At 71.6% G+C, this 16541-nt stretch carries 18 protein-coding genes; 7 read left to right on the forward strand and 11 right to left on the reverse strand.

The genetic code is table 11. The features are described from left to right. The first annotated feature begins 107 nt into the window (after positions 1 to 107). Positions 108 to 1127, forward strand: coding sequence for a Gfo/Idh/MocA family protein (locus tag ACWFRJ_RS13145; RefSeq protein WP_453528376.1), 1020 nt, complete (start codon positions 108 to 110; stop codon positions 1125 to 1127). 36 nt (positions 1128 to 1163) lie between these two features. Here ACWFRJ_RS13145 and ACWFRJ_RS13150 read toward each other — a convergent pair whose 3' ends face one another. Further along, complete coding sequence (locus tag ACWFRJ_RS13150; RefSeq protein ID WP_453528379.1) at positions 1164 to 1835, reverse strand: response regulator; 672 nt, start codon at positions 1833 to 1835, stop codon at positions 1164 to 1166. Positions 1836 to 1845: 10 nt separating this feature from the next. Further along, positions 1846 to 3168 (reverse strand): sensor histidine kinase, encoded by a 1323-nt coding sequence (locus tag ACWFRJ_RS13155; RefSeq protein ID WP_453528382.1) that lies wholly within the window; start codon positions 3166 to 3168, stop codon positions 1846 to 1848. A gap of 159 nt (positions 3169 to 3327) precedes the next feature. Between ACWFRJ_RS13155 and ACWFRJ_RS13160 the strand changes: the two genes are divergently transcribed. Next, a complete protein-coding gene (locus ACWFRJ_RS13160; protein WP_453528384.1) occupies positions 3328 to 3534 on the forward strand; it encodes a hypothetical protein in 207 nt (68 codons plus the stop codon). Positions 3535 to 3537: 3 nt separating this feature from the next. Here the strand turns inward: ACWFRJ_RS13160 and ACWFRJ_RS13165 are convergent, their stop codons facing one another. The 4 genes from ACWFRJ_RS13165 to ACWFRJ_RS13180 form a co-directional block, all read right to left on the reverse strand. Next, a complete protein-coding gene (locus ACWFRJ_RS13165; RefSeq protein ID WP_453528387.1) occupies positions 3538 to 3957 on the reverse strand; it encodes a ribonuclease domain-containing protein in 420 nt (139 codons plus the stop codon). A gap of 92 nt (positions 3958 to 4049) precedes the next feature. Continuing rightward, a complete protein-coding gene (locus ACWFRJ_RS13170; RefSeq protein ID WP_453528390.1) occupies positions 4050 to 4481 on the reverse strand; it encodes a hypothetical protein in 432 nt (143 codons plus the stop codon). A gap of 102 nt (positions 4482 to 4583) precedes the next feature. Further along, a complete protein-coding gene (locus ACWFRJ_RS13175) occupies positions 4584 to 5498 on the reverse strand; it encodes a DMT family transporter (protein ID WP_453528393.1) in 915 nt (304 codons plus the stop codon). 176 nt (positions 5499 to 5674) lie between these two features. Beyond that, positions 5675 to 6283, reverse strand: coding sequence for a dihydrofolate reductase family protein (locus tag ACWFRJ_RS13180; protein ID WP_453528396.1), 609 nt, complete (start codon positions 6281 to 6283; stop codon positions 5675 to 5677). Positions 6284 to 6505: 222 nt separating this feature from the next. Here ACWFRJ_RS13180 and ACWFRJ_RS13185 point away from each other — a divergent pair, with 222 nt between their 5' ends. Further along, positions 6506 to 7246: an SDR family NAD(P)-dependent oxidoreductase gene (locus ACWFRJ_RS13185; protein ID WP_453528399.1), complete on the forward strand. Its 741-nt coding sequence runs from the start codon at positions 6506 to 6508 to the stop codon at positions 7244 to 7246. Positions 7247 to 7357: 111 nt separating this feature from the next. Here ACWFRJ_RS13185 and alc read toward each other — a convergent pair whose 3' ends face one another. Together alc and allB are read right to left on the reverse strand one after the other, a co-directional pair. Continuing rightward, the gene (alc, locus tag ACWFRJ_RS13190; protein ID WP_453528402.1) at positions 7358 to 8476 is read right to left on the reverse strand and encodes an allantoicase; all 1119 of its coding nucleotides are present in this window, start codon (positions 8474 to 8476) and stop codon (positions 7358 to 7360) included. Between the two features lie 5 nt (positions 8477 to 8481). Then, entirely contained in the window at positions 8482 to 9816 is a 1335-nt protein-coding gene (gene allB, locus ACWFRJ_RS13195; protein ID WP_453528405.1) for an allantoinase AllB, read from the reverse strand. A 381-nt stretch (positions 9817 to 10197) separates the two neighbouring features. Between allB and ACWFRJ_RS13200 the strand changes: the two genes are divergently transcribed. Continuing rightward, positions 10198 to 11013, forward strand: a complete 816-nt coding sequence (locus ACWFRJ_RS13200) for an IclR family transcriptional regulator (RefSeq protein WP_453528408.1) — start codon at positions 10198 to 10200, stop codon at positions 11011 to 11013. A gap of 97 nt (positions 11014 to 11110) precedes the next feature. Here ACWFRJ_RS13200 and ACWFRJ_RS13205 read toward each other — a convergent pair whose 3' ends face one another. Continuing rightward, positions 11111 to 11770: a response regulator gene (locus ACWFRJ_RS13205; RefSeq protein WP_453528410.1), complete on the reverse strand. Its 660-nt coding sequence runs from the start codon at positions 11768 to 11770 to the stop codon at positions 11111 to 11113. Further along, a complete protein-coding gene (locus ACWFRJ_RS13210; RefSeq protein WP_453528413.1) occupies positions 11767 to 13017 on the reverse strand; it encodes a sensor histidine kinase in 1251 nt (416 codons plus the stop codon). The genes ACWFRJ_RS13205 and ACWFRJ_RS13210 overlap by 4 nt, the downstream gene beginning before the upstream one ends. 342 nt (positions 13018 to 13359) lie before the next feature. Between ACWFRJ_RS13210 and ACWFRJ_RS13215 the strand changes: the two genes are divergently transcribed. Beyond that, positions 13360 to 14445, forward strand: a complete 1086-nt coding sequence (locus tag ACWFRJ_RS13215) for an ABC transporter permease (protein ID WP_453528416.1) — start codon at positions 13360 to 13362, stop codon at positions 14443 to 14445. After that, the gene (locus ACWFRJ_RS13220) at positions 14442 to 15182 is read left to right on the forward strand and encodes an ABC transporter ATP-binding protein (protein WP_453528419.1); all 741 of its coding nucleotides are present in this window, start codon (positions 14442 to 14444) and stop codon (positions 15180 to 15182) included. The genes ACWFRJ_RS13215 and ACWFRJ_RS13220 overlap by 4 nt, the downstream gene beginning before the upstream one ends. A 34-nt stretch (positions 15183 to 15216) precedes the next feature. On the opposite strand, the gene ACWFRJ_RS13225 is transcribed toward ACWFRJ_RS13220, so the two are convergent. Next, positions 15217 to 15564 carry a DUF5955 family protein gene (locus tag ACWFRJ_RS13225; protein WP_453528421.1) on the reverse strand — a complete coding sequence of 116 codons (348 nt, stop codon included), beginning with the start codon at positions 15562 to 15564 and terminating at the stop codon, positions 15217 to 15219. A 190-nt stretch (positions 15565 to 15754) separates the two neighbouring features. Between ACWFRJ_RS13225 and ACWFRJ_RS13230 the strand changes: the two genes are divergently transcribed. Then, entirely contained in the window at positions 15755 to 16384 is a 630-nt protein-coding gene (locus tag ACWFRJ_RS13230) for a nucleotidyltransferase family protein (protein ID WP_453528424.1), read from the forward strand. The last annotated feature ends 157 nt before the right edge of the window (positions 16385 to 16541 follow it).

Below are 16541 nucleotides of genomic sequence, written 5' to 3' on the forward strand. Positions count from 1 at the left end.
TGGGCACATGGGGAGCGTAGTCGCAGGGAATGATGACGGGAAGTTCTGAAGTTCTGTTGTCCGGACAAAGGATTGACAGGATCGCGGGGCGTGGCGAGGGTGGGTCCATGCGCATCGGACTGATCGGAACGGGCCGTATCGGCACATTTCACTCTGCGGCTCTTCATCGGCATCCCGAGGTGGACGCACTGGTCGTCGCCGACGCCGATGTCGGACGCGCGGCGGGGCTCGCGGCACGGATCGGCGCCGCGTCGGCGGCTTCGGTGGACGACATCTTCACGGGGAGCGGCCGGTCGGGGGCCATAGACGCGGTGGTGATCACGGCGGCGACCTCCGCGCACGCCGAGCTGATCGGCAAGGCGGCGCGTGCGGGGCTTCCGGTCTTCTGCGAGAAGCCCATCGCCCTCGATCTGCCCGGCACGCTGACCGCGCTCCAGGAGGTCGAATCCGCGGGCACGGTGCTCCAGCTCGGCTTCCAGCGGAGGTTCGACGCGGGGTACGTGGCGGCGCGCGAGGCCGTGCGGTCGGGGCGGCTCGGGCGGCTGCACACGGTCCGGGCGATGACCTCCGACCCCGCGCCGCCGCCTGCCGCGTATCTCCCGCTCTCCGGCGGCCTCTACCGCGACTGTCTGGTCCACGACTTCGACATGGTGCGGTGGGTGACGGGGCGCGAGGTGACGGAGGTGTACGCGACCGGGTCGGACGCCGGGCCCGCGATGTTCCGCGAGGCGGACGACGTCGACACGGCAGCGGCGCTCCTCACCCTCGACGACGGCACCCTCGCCACGGCGACGGCCACGCGGTGCAACGGCGCGGGCTACGACGTACGGATGGAGCTGGCCGGAGAGGACGACCAGATCGCGGCCGGCTTCGACGACCGCACGCCCCTGTCGTCCGTGGAGCCCGGGGGCCCGCCACCGCCCGAGAAGCCGTGGCCCGGCTTCCTTGAACGGTTCGCTCCCGCGTACGAGGCGGAGCTCGCGGCGTTCGTCGACGTCGTACGCGGCGAACGCCCGAACCCCTGCGACGGGCGGGAGGCCCTTGAGGCGCTGCGGATCGCCGAGGCGTGTGAACTGTCGCGACGGGAACGGCGGTTGGTGCGGGTGGAAGAGATCGCCGGGGTGTGAACTCCGGGGACAGGGTGGCCCGGGGGCGGTCCGGGTCTACTCCACCCCGTCCAGCAGCCCCGCGTCATGCGCCAACAGTGCGATCTGCACCCGGTTGTTGAGGTCCAGCTTCGTCAGGACTCGGGAGACGTGGGCCTTTACGGTGGCCACGCTGAGGTAGAGCTCTGCCGCGATGTCCGCGTTCGACGCGCCACGGCCCACCGCGACCGCCACCTCCCTCTCCCGCTCCCCGAGGAGCGCGAGCCGCTCCAACGCACGCTCGCGGCGGCCCTGTTGGGGGTCCACGCCCGTCACCTGGGTGATCAACTGCTGTGTCACCGTGGGCGAGAGCACCGGCTCCCCCGCCGCGACCGCCCGTACCGCCGCGACGATCTCGGCGGGCGGGGTGTCCTTGAGGACGAACCCGGCCGCCCCGGCCCGCAGCGCCCGCAGCACCTGTTCGTCGGCGTGGAACGTCGTGAGGACGATGACCTCGGGGGCGTCGGGGCGCCCCCGCAGGGCCTCCGTCGCCGCGAGGCCGTCCATCGTGGGCATGCGGATGTCCATCAGTACGACGTCGGGGCGGAGTTCGGCGACCAGTGGGGGCACCTGGGTTCCGTCCGCCGCCTCGCCGACGATCTCGATGTCGTCCGCGCCGCCCAGCATGAAGGACAGACCTGCGCGGACCAGCGGATCGTCGTCGACGAGGAGCACGCGGATCGGGTTCATGGAGCCCACACTAACGAGCCTCGCCGCCCCGGCCGGAGGGCGCGTCCCAGGGCAGCCAGGCGTCGACGCGGAACCCGCCGTCCCCCGCGGACCCGTGCTCGATGCGGCCGCCCGCGAGCATGGCCCGCTCCGTGAGGCCGATGAGCCCCTGGCCGGAACCGGGAACGGCCGGCACGTCGCCGGGCGGCGGCGGGTTGCGTACCGAGAGGGTGAGGCCTTCGCCGGGGGCGCCGGACACCAGGACCGTCACCTCGGCGCCCGGCGCGTGCTTGCGGGCGTTGGTCAGGCCCTCCTGTGCGATGCGGTAGGCGGTGCGGCCGACGGCGGCGGGCACGGCGGCCGAGTCGGCGACGCGGTGGTCGAGCACGACCTTCATGCCCGCGTCACGGGACTCGGCGACCAGGGTCTCCAGGGCGGCGAGGGTCGGCTGCGGGCGGCCGGACGCCTCGCCGTCGGCGCCGCCACTGCCACCGCGCAGCACCCCGATCACCTCGCGCAGATCCTGCAGCGCTTCGTGCGCGCTCTCCCGGATGACACCGGCCGCGCGGACGATCTCCTGACGGGGTGCGTCCGGGCGGAACTCCAGGGCTCCGGCGTGCACGCTGAGCAGGGTCAGGCGGTGGGCGAGCACGTCGTGCATCTCGCGGGCGATGGACTCGCGGGCCAGGCGCTGGGCCTGTTCGGCACGGAGCGCCGCCTCGTTCTCGGCGCGGATCGCGCGGTCGCGCAGGCTCAGCAGGAGCTGGCGGCGTGAGCGCACGAACATGCCCCAGCCGATGACGCCGACACTGAGCAGCGTCCCGAAGAGTACTGCTACCAGATACGGCACGTCGGCGTCGGGCCGCAGCCAGTAGGTGAGCGGAAGGACCGCGATCGAGAGCCCGCCGATCCAGCCGACGTACCGGAAGGGGCGGTGCACCGCGAGGGTGAACAGGGCGACCGCGGCAGCGCCGCCCGCGGTGTCCGAGAGCACACTGATCGGCACCATGGCGATGGCGAGGCCGACCGGCCAGCGCCTGCGCAGCCAGACAGCGGCGCAGGCGAGCGCGCCGATGACCTGGTCGGCCTCCACGAAGCCCGGGGAGACGTGCGGGTTGCCGCTGACCGCGTCCGCGCCCACCATGCCGATGCCGACGGCCACGAAGAAGCAGGCGAAGTCGACCAGCCAGTCGCGCAGGGTCCGCCGGGCCCTGCGCTTGCCCTTGCCCGGCGTGCGGTCCGGGTCGAATTCGGCGGCGAGGGCCGAAGGCAGCGCCCATGGGCGCCTGGCCAGGGGAGCCGGGACTGCCGAGGGTGCCGACGGGGGTGCCGACGGGGGCTCATTGCCGCTCATGGTCGATAAATCTACGCACTGTCGGGGGCATCGGGCGCCGTCCGCACATGATCATCGACCAAAGTCGCGCACGCGCAGACTTTGGGAGGGTGCCGGAGGGAAGAAGCCTCGCCCCGTGGCCGATGTGCGTGGGGAGTCCACGGGGCGAGGCTCTTCGGTATGAAGCAGCTACTTGAGGTCTTGGGCGTCCTTCTCCTGATCCAGGGCGTGGCCGCCCTGGTGCACGAGCTGACCGGCCGGTTGCGCGGCTGGGGCATCGTGCAGCGGATCGGGTTCCTCGACGGCTACGAGATCTACGCGGGCGTCACTCTCATCGTGCTCGCGCTCGCGCTGTTCGCCCTCGCGGAGAGCCGAAAGCCCCGTTAGGTCTCAGCAGGAGCGGTCGACCAGGTCGAAGGACTCGTAGTGGTCGGCCGTGTAGTAGTCCTCCTCGTTCTTCTCACCGGTCACGATGCGGCGCGCGCCGCGGTCCGGTGAGCCCGGCGTCACCACGGTGTACTCGTGGTAGTAGCCCGAGCTCTGGGAGGGCAGGATGCCTTCCCTGTTCGAGAAGACGGTGTTGTCCTGCGGATACGGGTAGGGGCCGCCCGCCTCGATCAGGTCCAGGGTGTCGTGCGCCTGGTCGGGCAGCTTGGAGTAGCAGATGTCACCGACGGCGGTGATGGAGTACGCCGTCGAGGTGGGGGCGTGGTGGTCGGGGGCCGGGCTCGCTGAGGCGGCGACGGGGCCGCCGATGAGCAGGGCGGCGGCGAGGGCGGTGACGCTCACGATTCGTGGGGGGATTCGCATGCGACCAGTGTGACGCGCGTAGAGGTTGTTGTGTCAACGTCAAGTTCGGTGAATTTTCCGGGAGTTAACCGAGCGCCATCGGTTCGCCGCCGTCAGTCCTTCTCGTCGGCGCCCTTCTCGACGGCGCTCTTCTCGTCGGCGGCCTTCTCGGCAACGGCCTCCGCTGCGGCCTCCGCTGCGGCCTCCGCTGCGGCGTCCTTGGCCGCGGCATCCTTGGCCGCGGCGATGCGGTGCTCCGCCATGTACTCACGCAGCTGCCGACTGGTGGCCCCGTTGGTGTAGAGCGCCGCGCCCACCACCGAGAGCGGCACCGAAAGCCCCAGCCAGCCCAGCATTTCGGGCCACCGGCGCTGCGCACGGCAGTCGTCCCACGTGTCGTCCTGCCACGTCGGGTCGTCGCCCTCGTAGAACAGCATCGACTCGCACTTACGGCTGCTGGGGTACTCGTCGTCCCCGTCGCTGAACGGCATCATCAGCTGCCACGCGAGCACGAACCAGATCGCGGCGGCCGCGGCGAGAAGCACAGCACCCCAATTGCGGCGGTTTTCAGCGCTTCTGGCAAATTTCTGCTCGAAGTCCCCCATGGACGTTCCTCCTTGATCGATCTTGATCGACCACGGAACGTATCACCGCGCCCGACGCCCCCAACTGGTCCCCACCAGAACCAGCACACCTCCCACCAGACCCACCACACCCAGCCGCTCCCCGCCCACCGCGATCCCCACCGCGGCCGCCCACAACGGCTCCGTGCCGAGGAGCAGGCTCACCCGCGAAGGAGACGTCCTGCGCACCGCCCACATCTGTACGAAGAAGGCGAAGAGCGTGCAGAACACGGAGAGGAAGAGCAGCCCTGCCCACTCCCGCGCCCCGAAGCCGGCGGCGACGGACCAGGGCGAGGCCCCCGTACCGGCGGCGGCGAGCACCGCGAACACGACCACCGCTGAGCCCAGTTGCACGGTCGTGAGCGACAGCGAATCCGCGTCTCCGGCGTCCTTGACCGCCTTGATCCGGGACATCGCGAGGACGTGCACCGTGCGCGCGAGAGCCGCCAGAAGGATCAGGCCGTCCCCCAGCGACGGCCGGGTGAAACCGGCGCCCTGGGTCAGCAGGACCACCCCGAGGACGGAGAGTCCGGCCGCCGCGAGGAACGCGCGCGGCGGGCTCTTCCGCGTCACCGCGGCCTCGGCGAGCGGGGTGAAGATCATGGTGAGGCTGATGATGAGGCCCGCGTTGGTCGCCGATGTGTGGACGACGCCGTACGTCTCCAGGAGGAAGATCCCGCTGAGGATCAGGCCGAGCGTTCCCGCCCCGCGCCACTGCGGCGCCGTGAGGGCGCGCAGGCCGCGCCATCCGGCCACCACGAGCGCGGGCAGCACGACGGCGAACCGCAGCACCAGGACGGCGACGACCGTGTGCGTCGTCGTGATGCCCTTCGCCGCCAGATAGCTGGCGCCCCAGACCACGGCGACGAGCAGGACGGGCAGATCGGTGAGCCAGGCGCGGCGCGCTGCGGGCGCGGCGGGAGCGGCGAGCGTCGACACGGGGCGCGATCTCCAACGGATGCGGCGGTGTGGAGACTTCGGCGGCTCTCACGTGGGTCGATCACCGTATCCGGCGGAGATCGCGCCGGGAAGGGACGGCGGCGGCCGTCTCACCGTGCGGTCCTGGCCAGTGGCCTGTGCGGTCCGGGCCAGCGGTCCGTGCGGTCCTGGCCGCGTCAGAAACTGCCGTACTCGGGGCGGCCCGCGCGCTCGTAGGAGCTGATGACGACGCCCTTGGACGTCATCCGCGACGCGGTGGTCCTGAACGCCGTGGGCAGGCCGCCCTCGGCGAAGAGGCGCTTGCCGGTGCCGAGCGCCACGGGGAACGTCAGCAGGTGCACGGTGTCGATCAGGTCGTGCGCCAGCAGGGACTGGGCGAGGCCCGCACTGCCGTGCAACTGGAGTTCACGCCCCGGCTGCTCCTTGAGGAGCGTGACGTCCTTGACCAGGTCGTCACGGCCGATGAACCGCGTGCCCGGCCAGTCGCTGCTGGTGAGCGTGGTGCTCGCCACGTACTTGGGCAGCGAGTTGAGCCGCGATGCCACCGGGTCCGCGGGGTCGGTCTTCTTCGGCCAGTACGAGGCGAAGATCTCGTACGTACGCCGCCCGAGCAGGAAGGCGTCGACCCGGTCGAAGTTCTCGGTGACGAAGGCGCCGAAGTCCTCGTCGTCGAAGGGGAACGACCAGCCGCCGTGCTCGAAGCCGCTGCTGCGGTCCTCCTCAGGGCCGCCCGGGGCCTGGATGACGCCGTCCAGGGTCTGGAACTGGGTGAGCGTGACCTTCATGGCGAGTGCCTCTCTGCTCCACGTTCTTGCCGGGTCTTTTCGCTTCTCTCACCTACTCAGACCCCGCGCCCGCCCGGAAGTCATCGCACTCCCCCACGGACCTCCCCCACGGACGTCGCTGTCCATTTCCCGCCAGCCACAGCGCACGCCGACGGCTTTCATTGAACCCGCAAGCACTTCTCACGCATTACGGAACATAACCACGCGAATGAGGTTCGAAGAATGTCTTCTCTGACCGACAAGACGGCCCTGGTCACCGGCGGCAGCCGCGGCATAGGCGCGGCGATCGCGTTGCGGCTCGCGCAGGAGGGTGCCGATGTGGCGATCACGTACGTCAACGGGGAGGCCGCCGCTCAGGACGTCGTCGCCAAGATCGAGGCGTCCGGGCGGCGCGGCTTCGCCATCAGGGCCGACGCGGCCGACCCCGGGGACGCGGCGGGCGCGGTGGAGCGCGCGGCGGACGATCTGGGCCGCCTGGACATCCTGGTGAACAACGCGGGCATCGGAGTACTGGGCCCCATCGGTGACTTGGCGCTCTCCGACGTCGACCGGGTGCTCGCCGTCAACGTGCGTTCGGTCTTCCTGGCCTCGCAGGCAGCGGCCGGGCGGCTGGCCGACGGGGGCCGGATCATCTCCACCGGGTCCGGACTCGCGCGGTTCGCGGGTGGCCCCGGCGCGACGCTGTACGCCATGAGCAAGGCGGCACTCGTCGGCATGACCAAGCCGCTGGCCCGGGAGCTCGCCGGGCGGCGCATCACCGTGAACGTCGTGCACCCGGGCTCGGTCGACACGGACATGAACCCGGCCGACGGCCCGTTCGCCGAGCCGCAGAAGGCGGCGACGGCGCTCGCCCGCTTCGGCTCCGCGGACGAGATCGCCTCGCTCGTCGCCTACCTGGCCGGGGACGACGCGGCGTTCATCACGGGCACGGAGCTTGTGGTGGACGGCGGGTACGGGGCCTGAGTCACGCGGGCATGGTGATCACGCGGGCGTGGTGATGGGGCGCACCGGGGATTCCCACCCGGCGCGCCCCACGTCTTTCAGCGGGCTCCAGCGAGCCCGGCCCGGCCCGGATCAGCCGCCGAGCTCCTGGTGACGCGCCGCGAGACGGCTCGCGCCCGCCTCGGTCAGCGAACCGAAGAGGTGCAGGCGGGAGATGCCGCCGTCCGGGAAGATGTCGATGCGCACGTGCGTGCCGACGACCGGGGCGTCCAGGACGAAGCGGTGGTTGGTGTCGGGCTGCAGGCGGGTACGGGGCAGCGCCTCGACCCACTCGCCACTCTCGCCGTCACGGACGGAGAGGGCGGCCCAGCCGGCCGAGTTGCCCTTGAGGTACGCCGTGTCGATCTCGACGGAGCGGATCTCGGACTGGCCCACCAGCTGGTAGCGGATCCAGTCGTTGCCGGTGTCGCGGCGCCGCCGCGTCTCCCAGCCGTCGTCCATCTTGCGGGAGCGGCCCGGCTGGATGGTGTTGGTGGCCGGGGAGTAGAAGCGGTCGGACGCGTCCTCGACCTGGCCGCCGTTCTCCAGGGCGAGCACGTCGAACGTGCCGAGCGCGGCGAGCCACTTGGGGTCGGCGACGACCTCGCCGTACACCCGCAGGCGCGCGATGCCGCCGTCCGGGTGCTGGTTGACGCGCAGGTGCGTGAAGCGCTGCTCGACGTCGACGGCGAAGCCGTTGGCCGCGTGTCCGCCGACTGCCGTGCGCGGCACGAGAGTCGTCCACTTCACGTCGTCCGAGAGGAGTTCCTCGGGGGTCGGCGAACCGTCGACGCTCGTGCCCTCGACGGAGACGGCCTGCGGGTAGTTGCCGCGGAAGTGGGCGGTGTCGATGACGATGCCGCGTACGACGCCGGGGGCGCCGAGGCGTACGAGCGCCCAGTCGTGGTCGTCGGCGGTGGGCCACGGGTGCTCACCCGAGACACCACGGCGGCGGCGGGTCTCCCAGCCGTCCATGACCTTGCCCTTGTGACCGAAGTGCTCCGGGTCGAACACGGCGGCGTGCGCGAGGAGCAGGTTCTCGCGCATCGCGAAGAACTCGTCGTTGGCGGCGATGACGCCCGCGCCGAGCTGGCGGTCCGCGAGGTTCGCGTACTGGGTGAAGGGGAAGTCGGCGGTGCGGTAGTCCGCGAAGGGGTCGCCGCCGCCGTAGGGGCTCGCGTCGCCGGTGAAGGTGGGTATCGCCGTCGTCACAGTGATCAGTTGTTCCTTTCCAGAAGTCGGCCTGCGGGTTCACTGAACTCGCCGCCGTGCAGGATGCGTTCGCCGCGCAGCCAGGTGGACTTCACGACGCCGCTGAGGGTCTTGCCCGCGTACGCCGTGACTCGGTTCCGGTGCTGCAGCTCCGCGGGGTCCACGGTGAAGGTCTCGTCGGGCGCGAGGACCGCGAAGTCGGCGTCGCGGCCGGCCTCGATGGCGCCCTTCTGGTCGAGTCCGACCAGTTCCGATGTGCGCGTCGACATCCAGCGCACCACGTCGTCGAGGCTGTGGCCGCGCTTTCGGGCCTCGGTCCAGATCGCGGGGAGGCTGAGCTGGAGCCCGGAGATGCCGCCCCACGCGGTCGCGAAGTCGTCGGTCTTGAGTTCCGCGGTGGACGGCGAGTGGTCCGTCACGACGCAGTCGATGGTGCCGTCGGCGAGCGCGTCCCAGAGCAGGTCCTGGTTGGCGGCCTCGCGGATGGGCGGGCAGCACTTGAACTCGCTCGCGCCGTCCGGGACTTCCTCCGCGGTGAGCGTGAGGTAGTGGGGACAGGTCTCGACGGTGAGCTTGACGCCCTCGCGCTTGGCGGCGGCGATCAGGGGCAGCGCGTTCGACGACGACAGGTGCAGTACGTGGACACGGGCGCCGAGCCGCTTGGCGAGTGCGATGAGGCCCTCGATCGCGGCGTCCTCGGAGACGCGCGGCCGGGTGTCCAGGTAGTCCGTGTACTTGGGACCGCTCTTGTGCGGGGCGGCGTCAAGCTCGTGCGGGTCCTCGGCGTGCACGATGAGCAGTCCGCCGAAGCCGGCGATCTCCGCCATGGAGGTGGCGAGGTGGTCCTGGTCCAGGTGCGGGAACTCGTCCACGCCGGACGGCGAGAGGAAGCACTTGAAGCCGTAGACACCGGCGTCGTGCAGCGGCTTGAGGTCGCCGACGTTGTCGGGCAGGGCGCCGCCCCAGAAGCCGACGTCGATGTGCGCCTTGGTGCGGGCCACTTCCTGCTTCGTGCGCAGATTGTCGACCGTCGTGGTCGGCGGAAGGGAGTTGAGCGGCATGTCGACGAGGGTGGTGATGCCGCCCGCGGCGGCGGCACGGGTGGCGGTCCAGAAGCCTTCCCACTCCGTGCGGCCCGGGTCGTTCACATGGACGTGCGTGTCGACGAGCCCCGGCAGCAGGACGTCGTCACCGAAGTCCTCGATGCGGGCCCCCGCCGGTACGTCGGCGTCGTACGCCAGTACGGCCGCGATCTTCCCTCCGGAGACCGTGACCGACGCGGCGCGGGTTCCCTGCGGGGTGATCACGCGGGTCGAGCGCAGCACCAGTTCTACGTCCACGTCCTCAACGCCCTCTCTTCGCTTCTTCGCTTGACTGCCTGTTCGTTCTTTTCCGCTACACAGACCATTCGTTTCCGCTAAACGGAATTCAACGTTCTGTTGAATGAGTCTTCACGGCCGACCCCGAGCCGTCAAGAGGTCACCTGGGGCACACTGGACGTTTCCACAAAGTGGAATTAGAATTCCACAGACCAGAACGTAGTTACGCACAACCCGGCCGTCAATCGATCACTGGGCGTGACGGCGAAGAAGCGGACAAAGGCGCCCCGACCGGTCCCTGACCGGCCCTGACCGGCAGATACGCGAGGGCCGCCAAGGGACCCGGCGAGGAACCGCCCGGTAGGCTGCTGACTTGCCCGTCAGCCCCGAAAGGACTGCGCCGTGCCGACGTCAAGCGCCAGCGACGCCTCCACTGAGGTCGCCGCCTCCAAGCCGCCCGCTGCCAGCGGTGGTGTCCAGTCCCTCGAGCGCGCCTTCGACCTCCTCGAACGGATGGCGGACGCCGGAGGCGAGGTCGGCCTCAGCGAGCTCTCCGCCAGCAGCGGCCTTCCGCTGCCCACGATCCACCGCCTGATGCGCACGCTGGTCGCCTGCGGCTACGTACGCCAGCAGCCCAACCGCCGCTACTCCCTGGGCCCGCGCCTGATCCGCCTCGGCGAATCGGCCTCGCGCCTCCTCGGCACCTGGGCCCGCCCCTACCTCGCGCGCCTGGTTGAGGAGACCGGCGAGACCGCGAACATGGCGCTGCTCGACGGGGACGAGATCGTGTACGTCGCACAGGTGCCGTCCAAGCACTCCATGCGGATGTTCACCGAGGTGGGCCGCCGAGTCCTCCCCCACTCCACGGGCGTCGGCAAGGCACTCCTCGCCCACACCCCGCCGGAGGAGGTGCGCGCGCTCCTCGCCCGTACCGGAATGCCCGCGGCCACGGAGAAGACGATCACCACGCCGGAGGGTTTCCTCGCCGCGCTCGACGAGGTCCGCAGCGCGGGCTTCGCCGTCGACGACAACGAGCAGGAGATCGGGGTGCGCTGCCTGGCGGTTTCGGTCCCCAACTCCCCCACCGCGGCGGCCATTTCGATCTCAGGACCGGCGGGCCGGGTCACGGAGGCCGCGGTGGAGAAGATCGTGCCGGTGCTGCAGGAGGTGGCGGTGGAGCTGTCGGCCGCGCTTGCCAGTTCGGGTCCCGCTGCGTAGACGCCGGGTCGTTCACGAGCGCCGGACGGGCTGGAGCATCCAGCCCGTCCGGCGCTTTCGTACGAGTCCCGTCCGGAGCTTTCGTACGAGTAGGGAACTACTGCCCCGCGCCGCCCCTGATCAGCCCACGCCCCGTCGCCACAGCCACCGCCGCCGTACGCGAGTCGACCCCCAGCTTCGCGTAGATGTGCACCAGATGGGACTTCACGGTGGCCTGGCTCAGGAAGAGCCGCTTGCTGACCTCCTGGTTGGACAAGCCCTCCCGCACCAGCCTGAGCACCTCCAGCTCCCGCCCGGTCAGCGCCTCACCGGGCGCCCGCATCCGGTCCATAAGACGGTGCGCGATCGCGGGCGCGAGCGCGGACTGCCCCGCTGCCGCGGTACGCACCGCCGACGCCAGTTCCTCCGGCGGCGCGTCCTTGAGGAGATATCCCGCCGCGCCCGCCTCGACCGCGGCGAGGATGTCGGCGTCCGTGTCGTACGTCGTCAGGACCAGCACCCGCGGCGCTCCCCGCACGGCGGTGATCGCGGCCGTGGCCTGCGCCCCGTGCATCCCCGCCCCGAACTGGAGATCCATCAGGACGACGTCGAACGCGCCGGTCGCGGCGAGCGACACCGCTGCCTCGGCCGTCGCCGCCTCCCCCACCACGGCGAAGTCCGGCTCGGTGTCAAGGACGGCACGCAGTCCGGCGCGTACGACGGGGTGATCGTCGGCGAGGAGCAGCCGGATGGGCTGCTCCCGCGCTTCGGCGCTCACAGCGCGGCCCCCGCCCGAACCGCCCCCGTCGGAAGCGGCAGCGTGACCGCGACGGCCGTCCCCTGCCCCGGCGCCGACTCCACGCTCAGCGTCCCGCCGAGCGACCGGGCCCGCGCCCGCATGGCGGGCAGCCCGAACCCTCCGTCGCCTCCGCGCTCCGGTGGCGCGGACGCCGCCGGATCGAAGCCCCGCCCGTCGTCGACCACGTCCAGGGACACTGACGTGTCCATGAAGCTGAGCGTGATCTCGGCGCGCCCCGCACCCGCGTGCCGGACGGTGTTCGCGAGGGCGGACTGGGCGGTGCGGAGCAGGGCGACTTCGTACGGCGTCGGCAGCTCGGTGGGCGTGCCGCTCACCGTGAACTGGACGTCGACGTGCGAGCCGTCCGAGCCCGGCGACGCGGACGCGGAGAGCCGCTCGAGCGCTCCGGCCAGCGAGCCGTGCTCCAGGTCTGGCGGGCTGAGGGCACGCACGAAGCGCCGCGCCTCCGCGAGGTTGTCCTGCGCCGCGCCACGGGCCTGCTCGATGTGCGGCGCCGCGGGGGATCCGGCGGGCAGCGCGCGTTGCGCGGCCCGCAGCAGGAGCTGGATGGAGGAGAGTCCCTGGGCGAGGGTGTCGTGGATCTCGCGGGCAAGGCGCTCGCGCTCGGCGAGGGTGCCCGCGGTCCGTTCGGCGGCGGCGAGCTCGGCACGCGTGGCCATGAGTTCGTCGATCAGCTGACGGCGCCGTTCGCTCTCCCGGTACAGCGCCTCGTACCCGAGAACGGTGGCGACCGCCATGGCCGCGCCGAGCAGCGGCCCGATGAAGCTGCCCGGCGATATGGGCGAGCCGTGCAGCAGGAAGCTGGCGATGGCGGCGGCGGCGGTGAGCGCGACGGCGGGCAGGGCCCAGCGCAACGGCAGCAGGTGCAGTTGCAGGAAGTACAGGGGGAAGGCCGTCCACAGCCCGTCGGGCGAGAGGACGAGCAGCACCACCCAGCACACACCGAGCGCCGCGAGCCACACGGCTGCCGCACGCTGCGAGCGCGCGACGGCCGGGGTGAGCGTGCCCGCCGCGTAGACACCGCCCATGACGACCACGGCCGCGACGACGGCACCACCGCGCGGCGCACCGTCGGCCACGGCCCGCACGGCGGCGAGCGCGAGCAGCCCAGCGAGCAGCGCGTGCAGACACAGCCGCAGGGTCAGGGCGACGGGGGTGGTCCGGGAGGGGGCAAGGGCGGGGGCCAGGGAGTCGGCGGAGAGCATCGGGGCCTCGGTCGGGGGCTGATTCGGGGGCAGGAGTGGGCGTCGGGGCCCGGCGCCCTCCTCGGACCACAGTCTCGACACGGGCTCGGCCTCGCACCGCAGTCTCGGCCTGGGCCCGGCATGCGGTGCAGGCCGGAAGGCAGCCGGGCGGGGAGACGGAGGAGGCTCGGCCCGGTCCGGAGGCGGAGGCTCGGTGGAGGTGTTCATCGGACCCTCCAGCGTAGGCGCAGCCGCCCCCGCTTTCGTCAACCGAAAGGTTGACCGCCGGCTCCCCCCTTCGATTCGGGTGAAGCGTGCTGTGGCGCGATGCCGTGGAGGTGTGCGCGGACGGAGGGTGGGGGCATGTTCGTCGCATGGAGAGACCTTCGGTTCGCCAAGGGGCGGTTCGCCCTGATGGGAGCCGTCGTCGTACTCATCACTCTGCTCGTGGGGCTGCTTTCCGGGCTCACGGCCGGGCTCGCCAGGGAGAACACCTCCGCGATCACCGGCCTGCCCGCCGACCACCTCGCCTTCGCCGCGCCACCGGACGGCCAGTCCGTCTCCTTCACCGGCTCCCAGGTGGAACAGCGCGCCTGGGAGGCCTGGGCGGCACAGCCGGGCGTACGGTCCGCCGAGCCGATCGGCATCAGCACCCTCAACGCCACCGCGGGCGAGCGCTCGGCCGCCGTGTCCGCCTTCGGCGTGGAGCCGGAGTCCGGGATCGCGCCGGACGGCGTCGCACCGGGCGAGGCCGTGCTCTCCGAGAAGGCGGCGGCGGACCTCGGCGTCGGCCCCGGGGACACCGTGCGGCTCGGCGGGGGCGGAGTCCAGGAGCGGGTGGCGCGGGTCGCGTCGGACGCCTCGTACAGCCATACCCCTGTCGTATGGACCGCGCTCGACGACTGGCAGGGGCTCGGCCACCGGGGCACGTCGATGGACGACCAGGCCACGGTCGTCGCGCTGCGGACCGGGGACGGGGCCGATCTCGCCGCCGGGGACAAGGCGGCGGGCACGGAGACGAAGTCCCTCGACGGCGCGCTCTCGGCCATCGGCTCCTACCAGGCGGAGAACGGCTCGCTGCAGCTCATGCGCGGCTTCCTCTTCGTCATCTCGGCCCTCGTCATAGGGGCGTTCTTCACGGTGTGGACGATCCAGCGCGCCGGTGACATCGCGGTGTTGAAGGCGCTCGGCGCCTCCACTCCGTACCTGCTCAGGGACGCTCTCGGGCAGGCCGTGCTGATGCTGGCCGCCGGGACGGCCCTGGGGACGGGGATCGCGGCGCTCGTCGGTTCCGCGATCAGCGGCGGCGATGTGCCCTTCGTCCTCGATCCGCCGACCGTGCTGTGGCCCGCCGCCGTGATGATCGCCCTCGGGGCGCTGGGCGCGGGCCTGTCCGTACGGCGGATCACCGCCGTCGATCCGCTGACCGCACTGGGGAGTGCCCGATGAGCCTGTCCCTCGAAGACATCACGCTGACGTACCCGGACGGGGAGGGGCGCCTGACGGCACTCGACGGGGTCGGGCTCGACGTCCCCGCCGGGACGCTGACGGCGATCGTCGGCCCGTCCGGCTCCGGCAAGTCCAGTCTGCTCGCCGTGGCGGCGACGCTGGTGACCCCCGATCGGGGCCGGGTGGTGGTCGGGGGTACGGAGACGGGGGCGCTGTCGGCTGCCGAGCGGGCGGAGCTGCGGCGGCGCAGGATGGGGATCGTCTTCCAGCAGCCGAATCTCCTCGCGTCGCTGACCGCGCTCGAACAGGTGGAACTGATGGCACGCATCGACGGACGCGGACGTTCCGCCGAGGTGCGGGAGCGAGCACGGGGGCTCCTCGACACCGTGGGCCTGGCGGACCTCGCGCACCGGCGCCCGCATCAGCTGTCGGGCGGTCAGCGCCAACGGGTCGGTATCGCACGGGCGTTGATGAACGCGCCCGCGGTGCTCCTGGTGGACGAGCCGACCAGCGCCCTTGATCACGAGCGGGGCGCGTTGGTCCTCGAACTCCTCGGGCGGCTCACGCGGGAGTGGGGGACGGCGACGGTCCTGGTCACGCACGACCGGGCGAGGTTGGCCGTGGCCGACCGGGTGGTGGAGCTGGTGGACGGGAGGGTGGGGGTTTTCAGCCCGTCGGGCACGCCGAAGCCTGTGACCAACGGCGTACGGGGAGGACCCAGCCCGTCCGGCGTTTGAGGACGAACTCGGCGAAGCCGGTGATCAACACCGCTCAAGGCCCCGGGGCCCGCCCCGGCTCCCCGAAGATCTCCACCGCGCCCCGGACCGCCGCGAGCCCCGCGCCAAGGGCGCTGACGGAGCCGATCGCTCCCGCGACGAGCAGCAGCGACCGCCGCAGCCGAGGCACCTCGGGCGCACCGCTCAGTGCCATGGCGGCCAGCGCCGCGAGCTCGTCCTCGGCGATGCCCCGGTCGGGGAACTCGACCGGATGCGCTGCCAGCTCACGGCGCAGCCGGGACACCGCGGCGCCCAACTCCGCGACGCGCGGATCCTCATCACTGCCGGCCTCACTGCCGGTGTCACTGCCGGTCACTTGTCTCTGCCCTACGCTCTGCGACACAGCTCTCCCCCTCGCACGATGTCGTGCGCACGTTCTCTCGTGCAGATCTTGCCGACCCCGCACAGCGCTGGTCAGACACCAGGGGGACGCGGGCCAGTAAACGCCACGGGAACCGGGACGCGCCACTTTCCGGCCGGAAGACACCGCTCGATCGCGACAGGCTCCGGGCAGGGTGCGGTATGCAGGAGCCATGACGAATCCGATGATCGCCGGGCTCCTTCTCGCGGCGGGCGGCGGGCGACGCCTCGGCGGCCGGCCGAAGGCCCTCCTCGACCACCAGGGGCGGCCCCTCGTGGAGCACGCGGTCCGCGTACTGCGCGAGGGCGGGTGCACGCGCGTGCACGTGGTGCTCGGCGCGGACGCCGATGTCGTACGAGAGAAGGCCTCGCTCCCCGGCTGCGTACTGATCGACAATCCGGAGTGGGCGCAGGGGATGGGTTCGTCGCTGCGGGCCGGGCTCGCCTCCCTGCGCGGCACCGAGGCCGACGCCGAAACCGGCACCGAAACCGGCAGCGAAGCCGCCGCCGCGCTCGTCTCGCTCGTCGATCAGCCCGGCATCGGCCCGGCCGCGATGGCCCGCGTGTACGCCGCCTACCGCTCCCCCGCCACCCTCGCCGCCGCCGCGTACGACGGAGAGCGCGGCCACCCCGTGCTCTTCGGCGCGGATCACTGGGCGGGCATCGCGGCGAGCGCGGTGGGTGATCGCGGGGCGCGCGCCTATCTGAAGGAACACGCCAGTGAGATCGCTCTCGTCGAGTGCGGGGACGTGGCCCGGGCGTACGACATCGACACCCCCGCCGACCTGGTCCACCTTGAGTGACCGGCATGGCACTCAGCGACACGTTCTGTCGACGAAGAGAATCTCGACATCAACAGACGATTGAACTTCCACTATGAGGAAACTAGTATCCACTGTTCAGAAGCACCCGTTCCCTCAAGTGGGGCCCACGGCCGTATCTCGGCTCCCGTGGCACTGA

It is taken from the genome of Streptomyces sp. NPDC055239 (assembly GCF_053606205.1).